Consider the following 18,734-nt stretch of genomic DNA (forward strand, 5'->3'; position numbering starts at 1 on the left):
TCCGATCATCGAACTCATACAATGCAACATGCCTTGTGAACGGAACGTTTGCCCTCCGTTGCCAGAGCGTCAATCAAAGCATCCAGCCGTGATAACCGCTCGAGATCACCTGGACGCGCTCGCAAAGGAAGCGGCGATTTCAACTGCCCCGCGGCGCCGGACCAACCACTGGGAACCGGACCCGCATTTCGATGCGCCGGGCGCGCCGGGGATACCTCCGACCTGGACGAGCAGCTCAAAAGACGTGGTCGGCTGCTCGCTCGGGCCCGCCCGGCTTTGGTTCACGGCTGGTTATGGCATCATCAACGAAGTCTACTGGCCGAGGATCGACATTCCGCAGATTCGGGACCTCGGCTTCATCCTCGCCGACGACCAGGGATTTTGGGTCGAGGTCAAGCGGATGGGTCAATATCAGCTGCGATCGGTCGCACCAGGCGTTCCCGCCTACGAGATCACCCATTCCCATTCGCGGTTCAGCTTGCGGCTTCGAATCACGCCCGACCCGCTACGCGATGTGCTTGTGATCGAATGTCGCCTTGAGAGTGACGATCCGGCGTTGCGAATCTATGTGCTGGTTGCCCCCCATCTCGGCGCCACCGGCTACGGCAATCGCGCTGTCATCGCCGAGCATCGCGGACGGCGTTTTCTGTCGGCGGAACGGGCGCCGTTTGCGATGGCCCTTGCTGCCGTGGACGAACACCAGCAGGACGCCGTCATGAGAGCGAGCGCGGGATATGTTGGCACCAGCGATGGGTGGCAGGATTTTGCCCGCAATGGCAGGATGGCGTGGGAGTATCCGGCCGCCGGTCCCGGCAACGTCGCGCTGTTGGCGGAGTTGCGACCATTCAGCGTGCTCGCTTTAGCCTTCGCAAGCAGCCAAAGTGCGGCCGCGACGCTGGCCGTGTCATCACTGATGCAGCCATTCGATCGCGTTATGGACGCGCAAATCGCCGATTGGAGCGCCTGGCACCGCAGCTGCGATGAATGTTGCGCCCGGCCGGCGGGCGTTCCAGCTCATTTGCAGGATCAGTTTGTTACATCCGTCACGGTTTTGCGCACACACCTCGATAAGACCTACCCGGGCGCGATGGTGGCGAGCCTGAGCGTGCCCTGGGGCGACACGGGCAACGAGCGGAGCGGTTATCATTTGGTCTGGCCTCGCGATCTCGTCGAATGCGCCACGGCGCTACTTGCCTTCGGAGGAGAAGCAGAGGCGCGCAACACCCTGCGCTACCTGATCGCAACACAAAACGTCGAAGGGCATTGGCACCAGAACCAATGGTTGGGCGGCGAACCCTATTGGCGCGGGGTCCAGCTCGACGAAGCGGCGTATCCAGTTCTTCTGGCCGCCCTGCTCGCCGACCGGGATGCGTTAGGGGGAATCGAGCCCCACGACATGATCCGTCGCGCGCTCGGCTATATCGCCCGGGTCGGCCCCTCGACCGATCAGGACCGTTGGGAAGAAAATAGCGGACTGAACACGTTCACCCTTGCCACTTGCATCGCGGCGCTTGTCGCAGGCGGCTCGCTGCTGGAGGAGACGGCGCGCCACTGGGCCATAGCGCTGGCAGATTTCTGGAACGCCCATCTGGAAGACTGGCTCACCGCCAGCGGCTCCGAGCTGGCAAGAAAATTCGCTGTTGCCGGCTACTATGTCCGCACCTCGCCGCCGTCAGTGCTTTCCGACGGCCGCGCCGCACTCGATGAACTCGTGCCCATCCGCAATCACAGCGACGGTGCGGGAATGCGGGCCAATGAACAAATCAGCACTGACTTCCTGCGCCTGGTCCGCTTTGGCCTGAGGGATCCGGCCGATCCATTCGTTCTGGATACGATCAAACTCGTAGACGGGCTTTTGAAGGTGGAAACACCCTCCGGTTCGGTCTGGCACCGCTATAACGGCGATGGCTACGGCGAGTACGATGATGGCCGGCCTTATGATGGGGCCGGCAGAGGCCGGCCGTGGCCGCTGCTTGCCGGGGAGCGAGGCCATTATGCCCTGAGCGCCGGCCAAGATCCCTTGCCGATGCTAGAAACGATGGCCGCGTCAGCCAGCCCCGGCGGCATGATCCCCGAACAGGTCTGGGATGCATCACCAATCCAAGAGCGGCGATTGCATCCCGGCCGCCCCACCGGATCGGCCATGCCCCTCGCATGGGCGCATGCCGAATTTGTCAAGCTTGCGGTCTCCCGCAACCACGGTCGGCCATTCGATCGACCGGAGGCCGTCTGGGATCGATACGGGGGAAGGAAGAAGACATCCGCTTACGCGTTCTGGTGGCCCCACGCGCAAATCCGGTCGATCGTCGCTGGCTGCCGTCTGGTCATTGCCCTGCCTCGGGCAGGTATGGTGCACTGGGGCGTCAATGGCTGGCGTGAGGTCAGGGATCTCGAAGCACTCGATAGCAGTCTCGGCTTCTGGGTGGCGGAACTCGACACCGGCCGGATGAACAAGGGTGAAAGTATCGATTTCACCATCCGTTGGCAGGAGGATGGTTGGGAACGGATCGACCATCGCATCGAGGTCGTATCTGCTCGCGAGGATGTGTGAGGGCGTTCAGCCATGCCAAACTCCGACAGCGAGGTGGGATAGGCATGGTAGAAGAATTCTTTCCCATCTCCTTCGCTGGCTGGAGATGATCATGTATCGCTGTATTCAAACACTTTCTGTTGTTTGCGCCGTGCTTGTCTTCGCAATGACAGCAGTCGCGTCTGCAACCGACACGTCGGAGGTCGCGCGAGCCGCCTTTCAGGCCAAAGATCGCGGTCAGCTCCTGATGGCGATCGGCCTGTTCAACCAGGCCATGAAGGACGAGCAACTTTCGAAGAAGCAACGCGGCTTGCTGCTGTTCGGCCGTGGCACCGCCTATCAGCAGCTCGGGATGACAGAGGCCGCCCTCACCGATCTGGACGGGGTGGTCGCGCTGCTACCTGATTTTCCTGGCGGATACGTCTATCGCGCCGTGATCTGGACCACGGAGCGTCGATACGGAGAGGCGCTCACGGACTTGCAGCAAGCCCATCAGCTTGCCCCGAACGATGCGAGCGTGCTTCTGAATCTCGGCAACCTCTACGCCCAAACGGGCAGGCTTGAGCTTGCAATTGAGAACTACGGCCAGGCGATCGGGCTCCGTCCGGATTTCGACAAGGCCTACTTCGATCGGGCGGGCGCTTACATGGTTAAGCACGATTTCGCACGTGCGATGGCGGATTTCGACAAGGCGATCGAGCTTCGCCCCACATTTGCCGATGCTTTCGCCAATCGCGGGGCGCTGCATCTGGCGAACGGAAATGTCGAAAGAGCTCTTTCCGACCTCAACGCCGCCCTCGAGCTCGCGCCGCGCAACGCGCGATATCATGGCGCCCGTGCCAATGCCTATCTGGTTGAGGCCCGCTACGGCGATGCGCTCGCCGACTTCGATGAAGCGTTGCAGATCGATCCTGGCAATCCCGCGCTGTATTTCGGACGTGGCCTCGCCAACCTGTTCCTTGACGATACGGCTGCCGCCATCGACGATCTTCAGGTGGCGGTGCGGCTGCGGCCCACCGATGCCAACGCTGCTATCTGGCTGCACATCGCACGCCTCCATTCCAACACCGTCGACAAAGATGAGTTCGCCACCAATGCCGCCAGAGTGAGCCGGGACGTGTGGCCTGGCGCGGTGCTCGATCTGTACCTGGGAGCTCTGACGTCGACCGAGATGCTCGCGAAGGCCCAAGAAGGGGCTGAGCAAGACTCCGAGCGACGGCTTTGCGAGGCTCAGTTTTATGTCGCCGATTATGGTATCCACCGAGGCGCCACAAACGAGGCTTTGGACATCATGAAGGGAGTTGTTTCGCGCTGCCGCTCTTTTGCCCTTGTCTACGGCTCCGCACGGGCAGAGATCAGCTTGGCGCAGCACTGAAGCGTTGCTCGTTACCTTGCAAAAAGTACAGTGCACACCTCAACGATCGAACCAAATCCGCGCCGCGTGGTGAGTTCTAGAATATTGCCGACAATCCGTTCCTCCCCAAGGCGGAGTTGGCGCGCGACACGCCAAACTCCAGCCCCAGAGCCCCGAGCGGCGGCTATTTGCCCATATTCATCGGCTTCGGCGCCGACGCAGGTGCGGCCGCCGAGCCAGGCATCGGCACCATCCCCAGCACCATCTTGCGCTGATCATCGGTCAGGACTTTGGCGGCCTCGCCCGCGGCGCGAATGAAGTCCAGTCTTTGATCCGCCTTCAACTTCTCGATCTCGCGGATCTTGGCCTCGACCGACGTGGCATCCGGCTGGTCTGCCGCGGTCAGCAACCAGAGGGCCTGCTCTGCTTCGTCGATCTTCCGCTGCTGGTTTGACTGGTCGACGAGGGCACGCTGCTTGATATCGTTGAGGCTCGTCCTCTGCTGGGTAGAAAGGCCGAGCTTGTCGGCATATTCGAGGTAAAATCCCGTCGCGCCCACGTGATAGATATGCGATGAGCCGGGAAACCCCGGTAGGTTAGTTTGCATCGACATGCCCGATGCACCGGCTGAACCAGATCCGGGCGCCTGCCCCATCGATCCCATGCAGCAGCCACCGCCCATGCCGCCGGGCGAAGCAGCAGGCATTCCGCCCATACCCCCTGACGAGCTTCCCGACATTCCACCCGTGCCGGACATCGAGCTGTTGGATTGGCCTCCCATCGAGCCCATTTCCTTGTCGTCCATCATCGCCATACGAACGGACGGTGATGCCGCGAGCACAGACGTTACGAACAACTGCGACGACAGCACGCCCACGAGGGCGACTGCGGCGACCCGGCATGTCATTGTCGGGGCGGATAGCGGATTGTTTCGACGACTAAGGTTCATGTCTGGTCCTCCTGATGCTCACGTGATGTTGCTGTCTTTTGGTGAAAGACGTTTGATCTAAAACAAAGTCTGCGGTCAAATGCGTGACAACCTTTCAAAATAAGTGGCGGCACTTCAACGACAAATGACCGCCAATGGCTTGTAATAATTTCGCTGTTCGAGCGTCTATCAAATGGGTGGTCCTTGGCCTCAAAGAGGGGAAGCGGGATGGGAGAGCGGCGGATGGCGCATGATTCAGCTCGACGTGGACGGCCGACCAAACCCGGAAGTGGGGCCACGCTCGGTGCCGACCTCGTTCCACGCAGCCGCCCCAAGATCCTGTTCGTCACCTCCGAATTTGCCGACTACATAAAAGTGGGCGGCCTTGGCGAAGTATCCGCCGCGCTTCCCCGCACGCTCCGAAACAAGTGCGATATGCGCGTCTTGCTCCCAGGCTATCGCGATGTCGTCAGCCAACTTCAGGCAGTCGAGATCGTCGGTCATTTGCCTTCCTGCGGCGGCCTCCCGGCCTGCGATCTTGCGCGCAGCACCACGGGCGACCATCTTGCCGTCTATGTGCTGCTCTGTCCGCAGCTTTACGAGCGCGACGGCGGTCCCTATGGGGACGCAACGGGTACTGATTGGACGGACAATGATCTCCGTTTTGCCAGGCTCAGTCTTGCCGCCGCACAGATCGCGTCCGGCACAGGCGACCCAAACTGGATACCGGACCTGCTGCATCTCAATGACTGGACCTCGGCGCTGGCGCCCGCCTACCTTGCCTGGAGCGGCCGATCGATACCGAGCGTGCTGACCATCCACAATCTTGCGCATCGCGGCTTGTTTGCGCGGCATCGTTTGGATCGGCTCGGCATTCCCCACGCCGCATTCGACATCAATGGCGTCGAGTTCTGTGGTGACATTTCCTTCCTCAAAGCGGGAATCTTCTACGCATCGCACATTACGACCGTGAGTTCCACCTACGCGCAGGAAATCGTGACACCCGAGCATGGCTGCGGCTTGCACGGGCTGCTCAGAGGAAAGCTCGATCAGGGGCGCTTGACCGGCATCATCAACGGTATCGACGAAAGCTGGGACCCTCTGACAGACCCGCACCTGGCGCGACCGTTCAGCCCAGATGACTGGAAGGGAAAGGACGCCAATGCGCAAGCGCTAAGGAGGACCTTCGGCTTGGCGGTGTCGCGGGGCCCGCTGTTTGCGATCGTCTCGCGACTGGTCCATCAGAAAGGCCTGGACATTGCAATCGAAGCCATTGAAACGATCGTGCGGCAGGGAGGCCAGATCGTCGTCACCGGCAAGGGCGAAAGCGAACTCGAGCAGTCACTCTGCCAGATGGTCAGGCAATATCCAGGCAAGCTCGGCATCAAGATCGGATACGAGGAAACGACTGCGCGGCAGATGCTGGCGGGAAGCGATTTTCTGCTGATGCCCTCGCGCTTTGAGCCATGCGGACTAACACAGATGTACGCGCAACGCTTCGGATCATTACCTGTTGCACATCGAACCGGCGGGCTTGCCGACACGATTCAAGACGGTGTCACCGGCCTGCTGTTCCGCGAACTTTCGCTTGGCGGCCTCCTCGGAGCGATCTACCGCTCGCTCGACATCTATCATTCACCTTCGCGTCTGCGCGCGATGCGCAAGGCCGCGATGGCGCGCCCCACCGGCTGGAATGACGCCGCGGCTGACTATGCAAGCATCTATGATTCAACACTGACTGCGGCCTGAAGTCGGCGCGCCGGCCGCACCGTCAGAAAATGAATCCACGCAGGTTGCATACCGAAGCGGATATGCAAGTCTGGTGAAGAGATACGAACCGGTTCGAGTTTCCAGGGGACCTTCATGCAGTCGCTGCGTCATCGCTTGTCGCCGCGCCTATTCCTGCTAGGCGTCATTCTCACGATATCGGGCGTGCAGGCGAGCGCTGGGACCTACAATCTGGCCCTCGAGCCTCGCATGGTAAACATCACCGGCCAGCCGGCTGCGGCGATGCTAATCAATGGTCAGCAGCCAGGGCCGCTGCTGCGCTTCAAGGAGGGCGAGAATGTCATCATCAACATTCAAGCGGAGCGCCGTCTCGTCGACGGCAACGTAGGAGGGAAAATGGGGCCCGCATTGCCGCAGCTTTGCGCGCTGGGACAGGCGATCTGCGTCCTGGTCGCGCCGGAGGCGACGTACAAGGCCAACTGGCAGCTGTACCAGAAAGGGCGTCCGGTCGAAATCCTCTGCGTCGAAAATTCGACCAAGAAGGCCGCCTATGTCGTCTCGCGACCGCAATCCGAGAGGCCGCCGGAGATCGAACTCGAGGACGGGCTAAAGTTCTGCTCTCCGCTCGTGTCGTAGGCCGGATGCCGTCAGGGAGGTGGCCAAGAATATCCGACGAGATCAGATACGAGGAAAAGACCGCGTGGCAGATGCTGGCGGAAAGCGACTTTCTGCTGATGCCCTCGCGCTTCGAGCCATGCGAGTTGACGCAGATGTACACGCAACGCTTCGGCTTACATCTATGATTCAACCCTGAAGTCGGCACGCCGGTCACACTGTCAGAATATTAATCCGCGCAGCTTGCATATCGAACCGGGTGTGCAAGTCTGGAGAAGAGAATACGAACCGCTCCGAGTTCCCGGGGGACGCCCATGCAGTCGTTGCTTCATCGCTTGCCGCTCCGCCTATTCCTGCTGGGCGTCATTCTCACGATATCGGGTCTGCAGGCGAGCGCTGGGACCTACGATCTGGTCCTTGACCGTCGCACGGTAGACATCACCGGCCATCCGGCCGCGGCGATGTTGATCAACGGCCAGCTTCCAGGACCGCTGCTGCGCTTCAAGGAGGGCGAGAATGTCACGATCAATGTAACCAACCGGCTCGACGAGCCCGCATCCATTCATTGGCATGGCCTAATCGTCCCGCCGGAGATGGATGGCGTGCCCGGCATCTCGCCCGGTTACGGCAATGGCATTCAGCCGGGGACGACGTTCACCTATCGCTTCAAGGTGAAACAATCAGGAACGTATTGGTACCATAGCCACTCTTCCGGCGAGCAGGAGCAACTCGGGATCTACGCGCCGATCATTATCGAGCCTCGGCAGCCGGATCCTTACCGGTACGACCGCGACTACATCATCATGATGTCGGATTGGACCGACGACGCCAATCGTGTGATCCGTAACCTGAAGATCGATAGCAGCTGGTACAACCTAAACCGGCGCACTCTGGTCAGTCTGTTCCAGGAGCTTTCGCAGGCGCCGGACGAGCAGGCACGCAAGGCCATCATGAATGATCGGATCGCCTGGTCGATGATGCGAATGGATCCGACCGACATCTCGGACGTCTCGGCCTATACTTTCCTGGTCAACGGCCGAACGCCCGAGCAGAATTTCACGGCTTTGTTCCGCCCCGGCGAACGCATCCGGTTGCGCTTCATCAATGCCTCCGCAATGACCTACTTCGACGTCCGCATTCCCGGCCTGAAGATGACGGTGGTCGCCGCCGACGGAAACAATGTCGAACCCGTGCGCGTCGATGAATTTCGGTTCGGCAATGCGGAAACCTACGACGTGATCGTCCAGCCGACTGAAGACCGCGCCTACACCATCGTGGGCGAGCCGATGGACCGCACCGGATTTGCGCGCGCAACCTTGGCGCCGCGCCCCGGCATGATCGGCGAACTACCGCCGCACCGGCTTCGACCGATCGTGTCCATGGCCGAGATGGGCATGAATCTCGGACCCAAAGGATACGATCGCGGCACGCCGCAGCCCGAGCAGGATTTGCCAGGCCATGTCGCACCGGAAGACCCTGTCGCCATGGAAATTGGCATGGGAGGCATGTCCTCCGGGGGCGGGATGAGCGGCATGCAAGGGATGAAAGGCATGCAGGAGGGCGCCTCGATGAGCCCCGTCGGCGCCCGGCACGCGGGCCACCCGGCCGGTTTCGGGCGATCCAAGCCCAGCAGGCCAGGGAAAACGCCATCCACCATGCCGGGCATGGACCACGGCAAGATGCCCGGAATGAGTTCAGCACCAGCGCAAAGTGCCAGCGAGGCGCTGGCGCAAATGCCGGGAATGGATCACGCGGCGATGCAAGGCGGTTCGCAGGGCCCAAGCGGAAGATCCCGGATGTCACCAACATCGATGCCATCGGGCCCGGTCCAGACCGGACCGCAGGCTTATGCCCTGCGCGGGGGCGAGGACATGCCGAGCGTGCCCGTCACCTCGGTCAACATGGCCCCTGACCCGCTGACCAACGACACCGGCGCGCCTCCGGGCACCAGAGTCCTTTCCTATCGCGATCTCAAAGCGCTCGATCCCTACCCGTACAAGCGCTACGACCGCGTCATCGAAATCCGTCTGACCGGAAACATGCAGCGCTACTTCTGGTCGGTCAACGGCCGCAAGTTCAGCGAGGCCCAACCGATCATGCTGCGCTACGGCGAGCGTGTCCGCTTCCGGTTCATCAACGAAACCATGATGAACCACCCGATGCATATCCACGGTACGTGGCTTCTGCCCGACGTGGGCAATGGTGCGCGCAACCCGAAAAAGCACACGGTCAACATCAAGCCGGGCGCGACCGTCGACGTCGACGTTCCGGCGGATGCGGAGGGCCCGTGGGCCTTCCACTGTCATCAGCTCTACCACATGGAAACGGGCATGATGCGCAAGATCGAGGTCGTGCGCGAGACGGCCTCGGCCGCAAAATAGGAGGACGGGATGCGAAAATTGCTGTCCACCTTGGTCGCTAGTGGAATTGTTATACTTGCGGCGCTATCGACCGCCTCGGCGCAGTCATCGACCAATCCGGTAAGCCCGAGCTATTCTGGCGCGAGCTTCCCTCCCGTCCCCTACTACCAGCCAATGTTCCCGGATCAGCAGCTGTTCGGCAGCATGCGGTTCGACAAGCTGGAATGGAACGGGCCAGGGTCGAGCGCCCGATGGGACATGGAAGCCTTCGTCGGGGGAGACTACGACAAGATCTTCTTGAAGTCGGAAGGCTTCTATGACGGCAAGACGAGAAAGCTAGAAGAAGGGCAAATGCAGGTGCTCTATTCGCGCCTGATCAGCTATTATTTCGACGCTCAATTCGGCATTCGCCAGGACTTCTCTGCCAAGTCCAACCGCACCTATGCCACCATAGGCATCGAAGGATTGGCCCCGTTCTTCATCGAGATCGATGCCGACCTCTACATCAGCCAGAAGGGCGAGGTCTCCTCGGCGATCACCGCCTTTCACGATGTTCTGATTACCAACCGGCTTATCCTGCAGCCTCGCATCGACCTCAAGCTGCAGGCGCAGCGCGTGCCCGATCTCAATCTCGGCAGTGGATTCACCGATGTCGAGCTTGGTGCGCGGTTACGCTATGAGATCACCCGAAATATCGCCCCCTATATCGGCGTGGTCTGGGACCGCAAGCTCGGAGAAACAGCCGGTATTGCGAGGACCAATGGAGAGGCGGTCGGCAGCCTATTTGTCGCGGGCGGCGTTCGCGTATTGTGGTAAGCCAAGCAGACATAGTTTCTAAGAAAACGCGCCCTTCAGCTGTCGCCTACATGTGATGCGGCCGGTACTTGATGCCGTTTGCGATCTGGACCTCTCGAACGTATCGCACGATGGCCGCCATCTGATCCTCACTGACCTGGGGTTGCGGCGGCATGTTTCCATAAGGCCAGTGATGCTGCCTCACGCCGAACTTGGCTGCGGAAAAAAAGGCGGGATCCGCATGGTGCCCGGGATTGTAGATGTCATGAACAAGGGGTGGGCCCTTGTCCGTGCCCGAGGCACTCATTCCGTGACAAGTTGCACAGTTGGCCTCGAATAAGGGCTTGCCCTTTGCGGCCAATGCCGACAGCTCGGGCTCGGTGACCTCCACCTTAACGGATCGCGGCGGTCCCGCGGAGGACATCATCCATAACACAGCCGCTGCAGCGACGAGCACTGCCGCGCCCAGGGCAAATTTGATATAACCATACCAGGCTTGCTTCATACCTTGAACTGGCCCTCTCGGCGTATTTCGATCCCTACAATAATTAAGAGACAACAAGAGGAAATCTTGTTGTCTCCAGCGCTGACTGCTCGTCATTCGTTTCGGCTGCTCAGCCGTGACGATAACCGCCGGCCGATTGGCCCAGGATGCGGCTGAGCTTCGGAATGAATCCGGGCACCTCGGCCGCGTAGCTCGCGTATGCATCGCGAAATGCCGCTCTAGCATCCTGTTCTTCAGTCCGCGCAAGCTTGACGTACATCATGGTCAAGACCGGAAACATGGCAAGCGTGAGGATCGTCGGCCACTGCAACAGGAAGCCGAACATGACCATGATGAAGCCGACATACTGCGGGTGCCGGACATAGCCGTAGGGTCCAGTCGTTGCGAGCGACCTCGATTGCTGCGCGTCGTAAAGGACCTTCCACGCTGCAGAAATGAGGATGAAGCCGCCGCCGATGAATACGAAGCTCAAGATGTGAAATGGACCAGCGTGCGGATTGGCCTTCCAGCCAAACATCATTTCCAGGAGGTGACCCGCATCGTGCGAAAACCAATCCACATCGGGAAACCGTGACTGCAGCCAGCCGGACAGGAAGTAGATCGTCAGCGGGAATCCGTACATTTCCGCGAACAACGCCACCAGAAACGCGCTGAATGCGCTGAATGAGCGCCAATCCCGAGGTGTCTGGGGTTTGAAGAACGTGTAAGCAAAGAAGATGAAGATCGCCGAATTGACGATCACAAGGCTCCATAGGCCGTAGGCAGGCGTGGCCTCGTTCATGGCGCTCTCCGATTGTCCTGCTGACTGTCAGTGCCGTGATGGCCGTGCCCACCGTGCATGAAAACGTGCATGAGCAGACAAGCCAGCAAGGGGAGCCAAACCAGAATCCCCAGCACGTGCGCGCGGTGTTCGGTGAACAGCAGGACACCTGCGATGATCAGAAATCCGATTAGAACCAACCCGGCGCGCGATTTAAGTGACAAACCATCCGGCGCATGTACCTGATGATCGGAGCGCTCCTGCACCGACATCATAAACTCCTGCTGTTGCCATCTAAAGTAAGCAGCATGCTGCAGCGAACGTCTTGATCGAGATCAAAGGATCGAGCCGAAAGCAGCGAGCTGCTCACGCGCGGCTTTCGTCGTCCGGGAAAGAGACTTTCCGGTCGCCCGCCGCAGATATCGCGCCGAACTTGCAGCTATATCATCGGGAATTTCTGGCCCGTTGATATCTCCAGGCGCGCCTGCTCGGATCGGCAGGTTGCGCGAAGGAGTAGCCCGGCGCCGTAGGAATTGAAGCGAACGCAGAGCTCCCGCCCACCTGCGGGACCAACAGCTCATGCGCGCTCTGCCTCGCCTCATTTGGCCAATACCGCCTGTCCGAAATCGTGACACCTGCGTAAGCACTTGCCGTTGCTGTAGCCAATGGCAGCGCCAGCAACAGAGTTCTGACTGTCTGCTTGAGCATAACTCGGCTCCGACTGGACGCACCTACCGGCAGCCTCGCCAGGGAGGCGATCACCAATGCCGCGATGGCAGGAGCCAACCGCGTTGCTTGTCTAGCGGCATTCGCTTTCGCCCGCGGGTCCCGCTACAGCGGCAAATTTAACATAGTCCAGGTCCGAGCGGCGTCTTTGATCCGGATCAAGCATTCGCGCCGTCGCCCGTTTATCTGTCCACCCGACCGACGACTTCCATCAGTTCCGCGATCTTGCGGCGCTGATCGGCCTTGTCGCCGCTGCGGATGGCGTGTTCCACGCAGTGGGCGACGTGATCCTTCAGGATTTCTTCTTCTACACGACGAAGCGCGGAACGGACGGCTGAGATCTGGGTGACGATATCGATGCAGTATCTGTCCTCGTCGACCATCTTCGCGAGCCCGCGAACTTGGCCTTCGATGCGGTTCAGGCGTTTCTGACAAGAAACCTTGATGTCGTTCCTCATGAGCCGTATATACCCCCCAAGGGTACATTCCGCAAGAGATGGAGTAGATGATGCATAAGCAGGACGCCCCAGGTTCTGAAAAGGCGCGCGGTAGCTGCTGCGGACACTCTCACTCCATCTCCCAGGAGTCCGCAGATCACCATCATCATGGTCCCGCGCACGGCACCACCGTCGACCCCGTCTGCGGCATGTTGGTCGACCCCGCCACGGCTCGCCACAAGATCGAGCATGACGGACAGACCTTCTACTTTTGCTCGGAGCGCTGCCGGGCGAAATTCGCGGACGATCCGGCGAAGTACGTCCACGGGACAGTGCAGCAAGCGCCGCGTGCCGATGTGCCGGAAGGCACAATCTACACATGCCCGATGCATCCGCAGATACGCCAGGTCGGGCCGGGCAACTGTCCCATCTGCGGCATGGCGCTCGAACCCGAGCTGGCGACAGCGGAAACGGGCCCGAACCCCGAGCTGATCGACATGACCCGCCGCTTCTGGATGGGTCTCGCGCTCTCCATTCCCGTTGTGATCCTCGAGATGGGCGGACACCTGATCGGCGACCACGGATGGATCGACCAGAGCCTGTCGAACTGGATCCAGTTGGTTCTCGCGACTCCAGTGGTGCTTTGGGCGGGCTGGCCATTCTTCGTGCGCGGCTGGCAATCGGTCCTGACGCGCAATCTGAACATGTTCACGCTGATCGCGATGGGCACCGGTGTGGCGTGGGTCTATAGCGTCGTCGCCACCTTTGTCCCAGGTGTCTTTCCGGCCACGTTCAGAGGGCATGATGGCGCGGTCGCCGTCTACTTCGAAGCGGCCGCCGTCATCACCGTGCTCGTCCTACTCGGCCAGGTTCTTGAGCTTCGGGCGCGCGAGGCCACCTCAGGAGCGATCAAGGCCTTGCTCGACCTAGCTCCGAAGACGGCCCGCCGTATCCGCGCCGACGGCACTGACGAGGAAGTTCAGATCACGGTGCTGCAGGTGGGCGACCGGCTGCGCGTCCGCCCGGGCGAGAAGGTGCCCGTCGACGGCGAAATCGCCGAAGGGCGATCCTCCCTCGATGAGTCGATGGTGACGGGCGAATCCATGCCGGTTAGCAAGGAAGTCGGCGGCAAGGTGATCGCCGGCACGCTCAACCGCTCCGGCGGCTTCGTCATGCGCGCCGAAAAGGTCGGCAGCGACACAATGCTATCCCAGATCGTGCAGATGGTCGCGCAGGCGCAGCGCTCGCGCGCCCCGATCCAACGCCTGGCCGACCAGGTCGCAGGCTGGTTCGTTCCGGCAGTCATCGTGGTCGCGATCGCGGCGTTTGCCGTCTGGGCGCTCTACGGTCCAGAGCCCCGCTTCGCCTTCGGCCTCGTCGCCGCTGTCAGCGTCCTGATCATCGCCTGTCCCTGTGCTCTCGGTTTGGCCACTCCCATGTCGATCATGGTGGGCGTCGGGCGCGGCGCTCACATGGGCGTATTGATCAAGAACGCCGAAGCACTCGAGCGCATGGAGCGTATCGACACCTTGGTGGTGGACAAGACAGGCACTCTCACGGAAGGCAAGCCGAAGGTCGTGGCGGTCGTGCCCGCAGGCAGCTACTCGGAAGCCGAGGTCCTGCGGCTCGCGGCGAGCGTCGAACGCGCGAGCGAGCATCCGCTTGCGGACGCGATCGTGAACGAGGCCAAGGAGCGAGGCATCCAGACCACCGACGTCCAGGAGTTCGACTCGCCCGTCGGCAAGGGCGCGCTCGGAACGGTCGAGGGCAAGAAAGTTCTGCTCGGCAACGCCGCCTTCATGCGCTCGCAGGGAGTGGACACCTCCGCCATGGAATCCGAAGCCGAGCGCCAACGCGGTGAAGGCGCCACCGTCATCAACATGGCGGTCGACAGCAAGCTCGCCGGCATTCTCGCCATCGCCGACCCGGTCAAGCAGTCCACGCCGGCCGCGCTGCGGGAACTCGGGGCCGAAGGCGTCAGGGTCATTATGCTCACCGGCGACAACCGCACCACGGCTCAGGCAGTCGCGCGCAGGCTCGGCATCGGCGACGTCGAAGCTGAAGTCCTGCCGGATCAGAAGAGCGCGGTCGTCGCCAAGCTACAGAAGGAAGGCCGGAAAGTCGCAATGGCCGGAGACGGCGTGAACGACGCACCGGCGCTGGCCGCCGCCGAAGTCGGCGTGGCAATGGGCACGGGGACCGACGTAGCAATGGAGAGCGCCGGGGTCACCCTCCTCAAGGGGGATCTCAACGGTATCGTCCGGGCGCGCCGGCTGTCCCGCGCGACCATGAGGAACATCAGACAGAACCTGTTCTTTGCGTTCGCCTACAATGCGGCGGGGATCCCGATCGCGGCCGGGGTGCTTTACCCGTCTCTGGGATTGCTGCTGTCGCCAATCGTTGCTGCGGCCGCGATGGCGCTCTCGTCCGTCAGCGTCGTTGGCAACGCGTTGCGGCTGCGGACAGTGCGGATCTGATGTCGGCAGCATGGCCGCTTGCAACTTGGGCACCTGTGGCCAGGCGCCCTTCAGAGCAGGCGTGCGATCGCCTGAATGCCCTTCATCCCCGTGCCGAACCGGGCGATCGCTTCCTTGTTGCACTCCAGTTCGCCGTAAGGCAAGAAACGCACCTTCAGGTCCGCCACGCGACTGAACGCAGGCCGACGAAGCTGGTTGCGCACCTCATCCTCTCTGCCGTCAGGAGCAACCAGAAACAGTCCGCCCGTCGCATGCAAGTCGCTGCTCAACGCAAGATCAAGCATACGAACGATGCCGGAGTAGATCGATGTCGTATGCTCTACCTCAAAGGCCGCTGTCACGCAGCTGCCCGCGGCATCGAGCCAAAGAACATCAATAAGTCGAATCGACTCCGCGCCAGCCGCCTCCTCGATGGAGGGCGGAAGGCGCTCGAGGCACCCGGCGGCCAAAGTCGTACCGTTGTACGCTCGACCTCGATCGTTTGCGGCGATCCAGACCTTGTATCCCAGCGCCAGGCCCAAGTCACGGAGCCAAGCTTGAATTTGCGTATGGGTGAGATCGCTCTCTCGCGCGGCCGCGATCGGCCCTTCCTGCCGTTTCGCGGTCTCCCGTGCCTTCGAAAGCTCCAATAGCCATGCGTCTCTCGCGGCATCGCCTGTGCCGACGGGAGGCGCGCTAAAGCGTTCGGTGCCGACATCGAATAGAAATCCCGCGATTGCGCCGAGATCGTTCGACAGGAGATCGCGATAGCTGCGGTTCAGCTCCAAGACGCCCTGTCGCATGGCGAGGTACTGATCCCAACGTCCAAGCTTCACCTTCGATCCCGTGACCGTGTTGAAGCCGTTGACGATTGCGGTGTTGAACGGCGGCATCAAGGTCGGGTGCAAGAAATACAAAAGATTGGCGACGGCGGGCCCTAGGCCCTTGATCGCCAATCTATCGATTGTCTCAATTCCATCGACGAGCTCCTGCTCAGTGTCACAGCAGCAGCAGTGATGGAGCAGTCTACCGAACGCCCTCTGATTGGCAGCATCTTCGTAGATGTCGGGAATCCGAAGCTTCGGCTTCCACAAGAAAGCGTGATCTGCACCTTTGAATATCTGTCTCTGCTCGGCGATCGACCCCACGATCGTTTCGAGGGAAGAGCCCTTGTAAACGTTGCCGAACGTTCCCGCTTCGATCTCCTCGACTACCTGAGCAATGCCGCGACGGATGGACCGGAAATTCTTGAGCCGTTCGTCCCACAAGAACCATGTGCGATAGGTCGACCCTGAGTCCTCGCGCCACCGTTCGATCAACACGCGCAGCAGATCAGTCAATCTTAGCCTCCCTCATCATTCGCATTGCCTCCCCGGATTTTGCGCGCGTCAACGCGCCGCGCGATGGCCCGGGGTGGCAGATATTACAGCGATGGACCGGAATCTCACTCTGCCAGATATTTATCAAACCGCAACAAAGCCCCCGCGCGACGGTTGCGTGACAAACAACCGGTTGGAGCGGACCGTGGTTGCCCTGCCTTACGACTATTTGGTGATTGCGTGGTTTGCAATCGCGCTGATCTCGACAGCCTATGTGGCCTATGACCAGTTCGCTGGCAATCCCGAGCCGACCGTGGTGAAGTGGGCGTCATCCTGGTCACGCTGTACATGGGGCCAGTGGGCCTCCTGCTCTACGTGCTTGCCGACAAAGAGCGCGGCCTGGGGAGTACGAGCGATTCACCTCCCCACTTTGGAAGCGGGGGGTGGCAGCACCATCCACTGTGTCGCCGGAGATGCTACCGGCATCATCGTGGCTGCGGCAACGACCGCCCTGCTCGGATTGCCGATGTGGATCGATCTCATCGTGGAGTATCTCGCTGGGTTCTCATCTCTTAATATTCCGGTCCCTCTTCATGAAGCGCATGATGAGCGGCGCCATATTCGCGCGCCGCCCCGATGACGTTCGGATCGAGAATCTAAGCGGACATGTGTCAGTGCAGAGAGGTGGGCCAGAGCCCCGGGTTAGGGGGCTCGGTGACCGGCGCAACTTTGGGACTGGACGACGGAAAGGGCGACATCAACGCGGCCGAGAAAGTAACGAGGGCAGTGATGCTTAAGCGTGACGCCCTTTCGGGCTGCCCCGGTTGATCTAGATCAAGGGATCGAGCGACTAAGCGCTGTGTGCTCGGCTGCGACGAGCCGGATGGAAGAGTTCAGCGAGCCAAGCAGGATCCCATGGTCGCTTCCGATCCCTCTACTCCTCCGGCGCATATGCCATGGTTCGTTGCAGAGCCTGGGCGAACCGACGTGCTCCTGGTCGTCATGGGTGTTTTTTTGGTGCTGCTCGTTTTCTCAGTCGGCGTCTTGATGTTGCGACTGCATCATCTGCCGGAGCATATCGCCCAGAAAGAACAAAAGGTTCAGTATCAACTGGTTGCAGTTTTGGGGCTTCTTGCGATGTTCACCCATGAAAACCTGTTTTGGATCGCCGGCTTGCTGTTGGCCATGATCGACCTACCTGATTTCTCTAGTGCACTCAGCAGGGCAGCGGATTCGCTTGAGCGTATCGCTTGGCGTAGAAGGTCGGGAGTTCATGGCGGTCAGGTTTGAGCTGCGCTTTGCCCAGAGCGAAGAAAGCGGAATCACTGTGATGTCGTGGCGCCTCTCTACTGTTGGGTGTGGGGGCATTGGCTCGTGCGTCCTCGCGAGAAAGCCGCATCGTTGTTGCTCAATTCAAAAGGTATTATAATACCGTTAGATGCACAGGTGTGGTCTCTGCAAAGCTATTCTTTCTTATGCATATATTGCAGAAGCTTGCAGAGGGCGATTTCGCTTTCTATTTCTTGTCGGGATCCCTGAGGGCAATAGATGGCCAAGAATAAAGAACTGGAAGCTGGCTTGAAAGCCATGGCGGAAGACTTTCATCTTCCTGGCGGAGGGCGGATGAAGCTGTCGCGGCTGGTAGACGAACATTTGGGCTGGTTCGCTGCTGCGGAGCGCCGCGGCTTGGGCTGGCGGGACATGACTAGGGCTTTGGCCGCCGCGGGCGTGACCAGCGGAGGCGGAAAGCCCTTAAGCATCGGGACGTTGTCCTCTACGGTTTGGCGCAAACGCGCAGAGGCCGAGGAAATGACGGATGCTCCCGTCGGCAAAGTGCGGTCTAACGGTCGGCAGGTCGAAGCGCCAAGGGCAGTAACCGCGCCATCGGGCGGAAAGCTCGTGCGAAAGAAACCCGCACCATCTCTTCGAATTGATGATCGAACCAAAGCGGGCCGGGCCGCTGGAGCCGCACCGCAGCGCGTCGTGATTGAGGCTCGTGCCAATCCCAAAAAGGACGTCCTCGCATTTATGGACAGGGCCCGAGCCGTCCGCCGACGACCCGACTAGGGGGTCCGTCCCTTGGCTGTGCATGGCGTTGCCGGTCAGCTGTGATCGTCGTTTCCTGATGAGGCTATTCGGCTTCTCAAGCCGCAAATGGATCGCAGCCGACGCGCTTCCCGGTGTGCCTTGGCCACGATGCCTGTTCCGGCTGAACACCTGC

General features: G+C 60.7%; 15 protein-coding genes and 1 pseudogene. 10 read left to right on the forward strand and 6 right to left on the reverse strand.

Going from position 1 to position 18,734, the window contains the following annotated elements; all coding sequences use genetic code 11:
* Positions 1–88 precede the first annotated feature (88 nt).
* Positions 89–2,551 (forward strand): glycoside hydrolase family 15 protein, encoded by a 2,463-nt coding sequence (locus HL671_RS25495; protein WP_307769064.1) that lies wholly within the window; start codon positions 89–91, stop codon positions 2,549–2,551.
* Between the two features lie 91 nt (positions 2,552–2,642).
* Complete coding sequence (locus HL671_RS25500; protein ID WP_172239809.1) at positions 2,643–3,905, forward strand: tetratricopeptide repeat protein; 1,263 nt, start codon at positions 2,643–2,645, stop codon at positions 3,903–3,905.
* A gap of 163 nt (positions 3,906–4,068) precedes the next feature.
* Here HL671_RS25500 and HL671_RS38485 read toward each other — a convergent pair whose 3' ends face one another.
* A complete protein-coding gene (locus HL671_RS38485) occupies positions 4,069–4,833 on the reverse strand; it encodes a Spy/CpxP family protein refolding chaperone (protein ID WP_246705943.1) in 765 nt (254 codons plus the stop codon).
* 222 nt (positions 4,834–5,055) lie between these two features.
* Here HL671_RS38485 and glgA point away from each other — a divergent pair, with 222 nt between their 5' ends.
* From glgA to HL671_RS25525, 4 genes are all read left to right on the forward strand, one after another.
* Positions 5,056–6,561, forward strand: coding sequence for a glycogen synthase GlgA (gene glgA / locus HL671_RS25510; RefSeq protein WP_172239812.1), 1,506 nt, complete (start codon positions 5,056–5,058; stop codon positions 6,559–6,561).
* Positions 6,562–6,675: 114 nt separating this feature from the next.
* A complete protein-coding gene (locus tag HL671_RS25515; RefSeq protein ID WP_172239815.1) occupies positions 6,676–7,176 on the forward strand; it encodes a multicopper oxidase domain-containing protein in 501 nt (166 codons plus the stop codon).
* Between the two features lie 293 nt (positions 7,177–7,469).
* Entirely contained in the window at positions 7,470–9,536 is a 2,067-nt protein-coding gene (locus HL671_RS25520) for a multicopper oxidase domain-containing protein (RefSeq protein WP_172239818.1), read from the forward strand.
* Positions 9,537–9,545: 9 nt separating this feature from the next.
* On the forward strand, positions 9,546–10,331 hold the full coding sequence (locus HL671_RS25525; RefSeq protein WP_172239821.1) for a copper resistance protein B: 786 nt from the start codon (positions 9,546–9,548) through the stop codon (positions 10,329–10,331).
* A gap of 46 nt (positions 10,332–10,377) precedes the next feature.
* Here the strand turns inward: HL671_RS25525 and HL671_RS25530 are convergent, their stop codons facing one another.
* The 4 genes from HL671_RS25530 to HL671_RS25545 form a co-directional block, all read right to left on the reverse strand.
* A complete protein-coding gene (locus tag HL671_RS25530; protein ID WP_172239824.1) occupies positions 10,378–10,815 on the reverse strand; it encodes a c-type cytochrome in 438 nt (145 codons plus the stop codon).
* Positions 10,816–10,924: 109 nt separating this feature from the next.
* Positions 10,925–11,596 carry a methyltransferase family protein gene (locus HL671_RS25535; RefSeq protein ID WP_172239827.1) on the reverse strand — a complete coding sequence of 224 codons (672 nt, stop codon included), beginning with the start codon at positions 11,594–11,596 and terminating at the stop codon, positions 10,925–10,927.
* Complete coding sequence (locus HL671_RS25540; RefSeq protein WP_172239830.1) at positions 11,593–11,847, reverse strand: DUF2933 domain-containing protein; 255 nt, start codon at positions 11,845–11,847, stop codon at positions 11,593–11,595. The genes HL671_RS25535 and HL671_RS25540 overlap by 4 nt, the downstream gene beginning before the upstream one ends.
* Positions 11,848–12,483: 636 nt before the next feature.
* Entirely contained in the window at positions 12,484–12,759 is a 276-nt protein-coding gene (locus HL671_RS25545; protein WP_172239833.1) for a metal-sensitive transcriptional regulator, read from the reverse strand.
* Positions 12,760–12,809: 50 nt separating this feature from the next.
* On the opposite strand from HL671_RS25545, the gene HL671_RS25550 reads away from it, so the two are divergent.
* The gene (locus HL671_RS25550; RefSeq protein ID WP_172239836.1) at positions 12,810–15,215 is read left to right on the forward strand and encodes a heavy metal translocating P-type ATPase; all 2,406 of its coding nucleotides are present in this window, start codon (positions 12,810–12,812) and stop codon (positions 15,213–15,215) included.
* A gap of 50 nt (positions 15,216–15,265) precedes the next feature.
* On the opposite strand, the gene HL671_RS25555 is transcribed toward HL671_RS25550, so the two are convergent.
* Positions 15,266–16,534, reverse strand: a complete 1,269-nt coding sequence (locus HL671_RS25555) for a type II restriction endonuclease (RefSeq protein ID WP_172239839.1) — start codon at positions 16,532–16,534, stop codon at positions 15,266–15,268.
* 184 nt (positions 16,535–16,718) lie between these two features.
* Here HL671_RS25555 and HL671_RS25560 point away from each other — a divergent pair.
* From HL671_RS25560 to HL671_RS25570, 3 genes and pseudogenes are all read left to right on the forward strand, one after another.
* A pseudogene (locus HL671_RS25560) lies at positions 16,719–17,127 on the forward strand (DUF4396 domain-containing protein); the annotation flags it as partial.
* Positions 17,128–17,428: 301 nt separating this feature from the next.
* A complete protein-coding gene (locus tag HL671_RS25565) occupies positions 17,429–17,803 on the forward strand; it encodes a hypothetical protein (protein WP_172239842.1) in 375 nt (124 codons plus the stop codon).
* A gap of 258 nt (positions 17,804–18,061) precedes the next feature.
* On the forward strand, positions 18,062–18,580 hold the full coding sequence (locus HL671_RS25570) for a hypothetical protein (RefSeq protein ID WP_172239845.1): 519 nt from the start codon (positions 18,062–18,064) through the stop codon (positions 18,578–18,580).
* Positions 18,581–18,734 lie beyond the last annotated feature (154 nt).

Source organism: Bradyrhizobium denitrificans (genome assembly GCF_013179005.1).
GTDB lineage: Bacteria > Pseudomonadota > Alphaproteobacteria > Rhizobiales > Xanthobacteraceae > Bradyrhizobium > Bradyrhizobium denitrificans.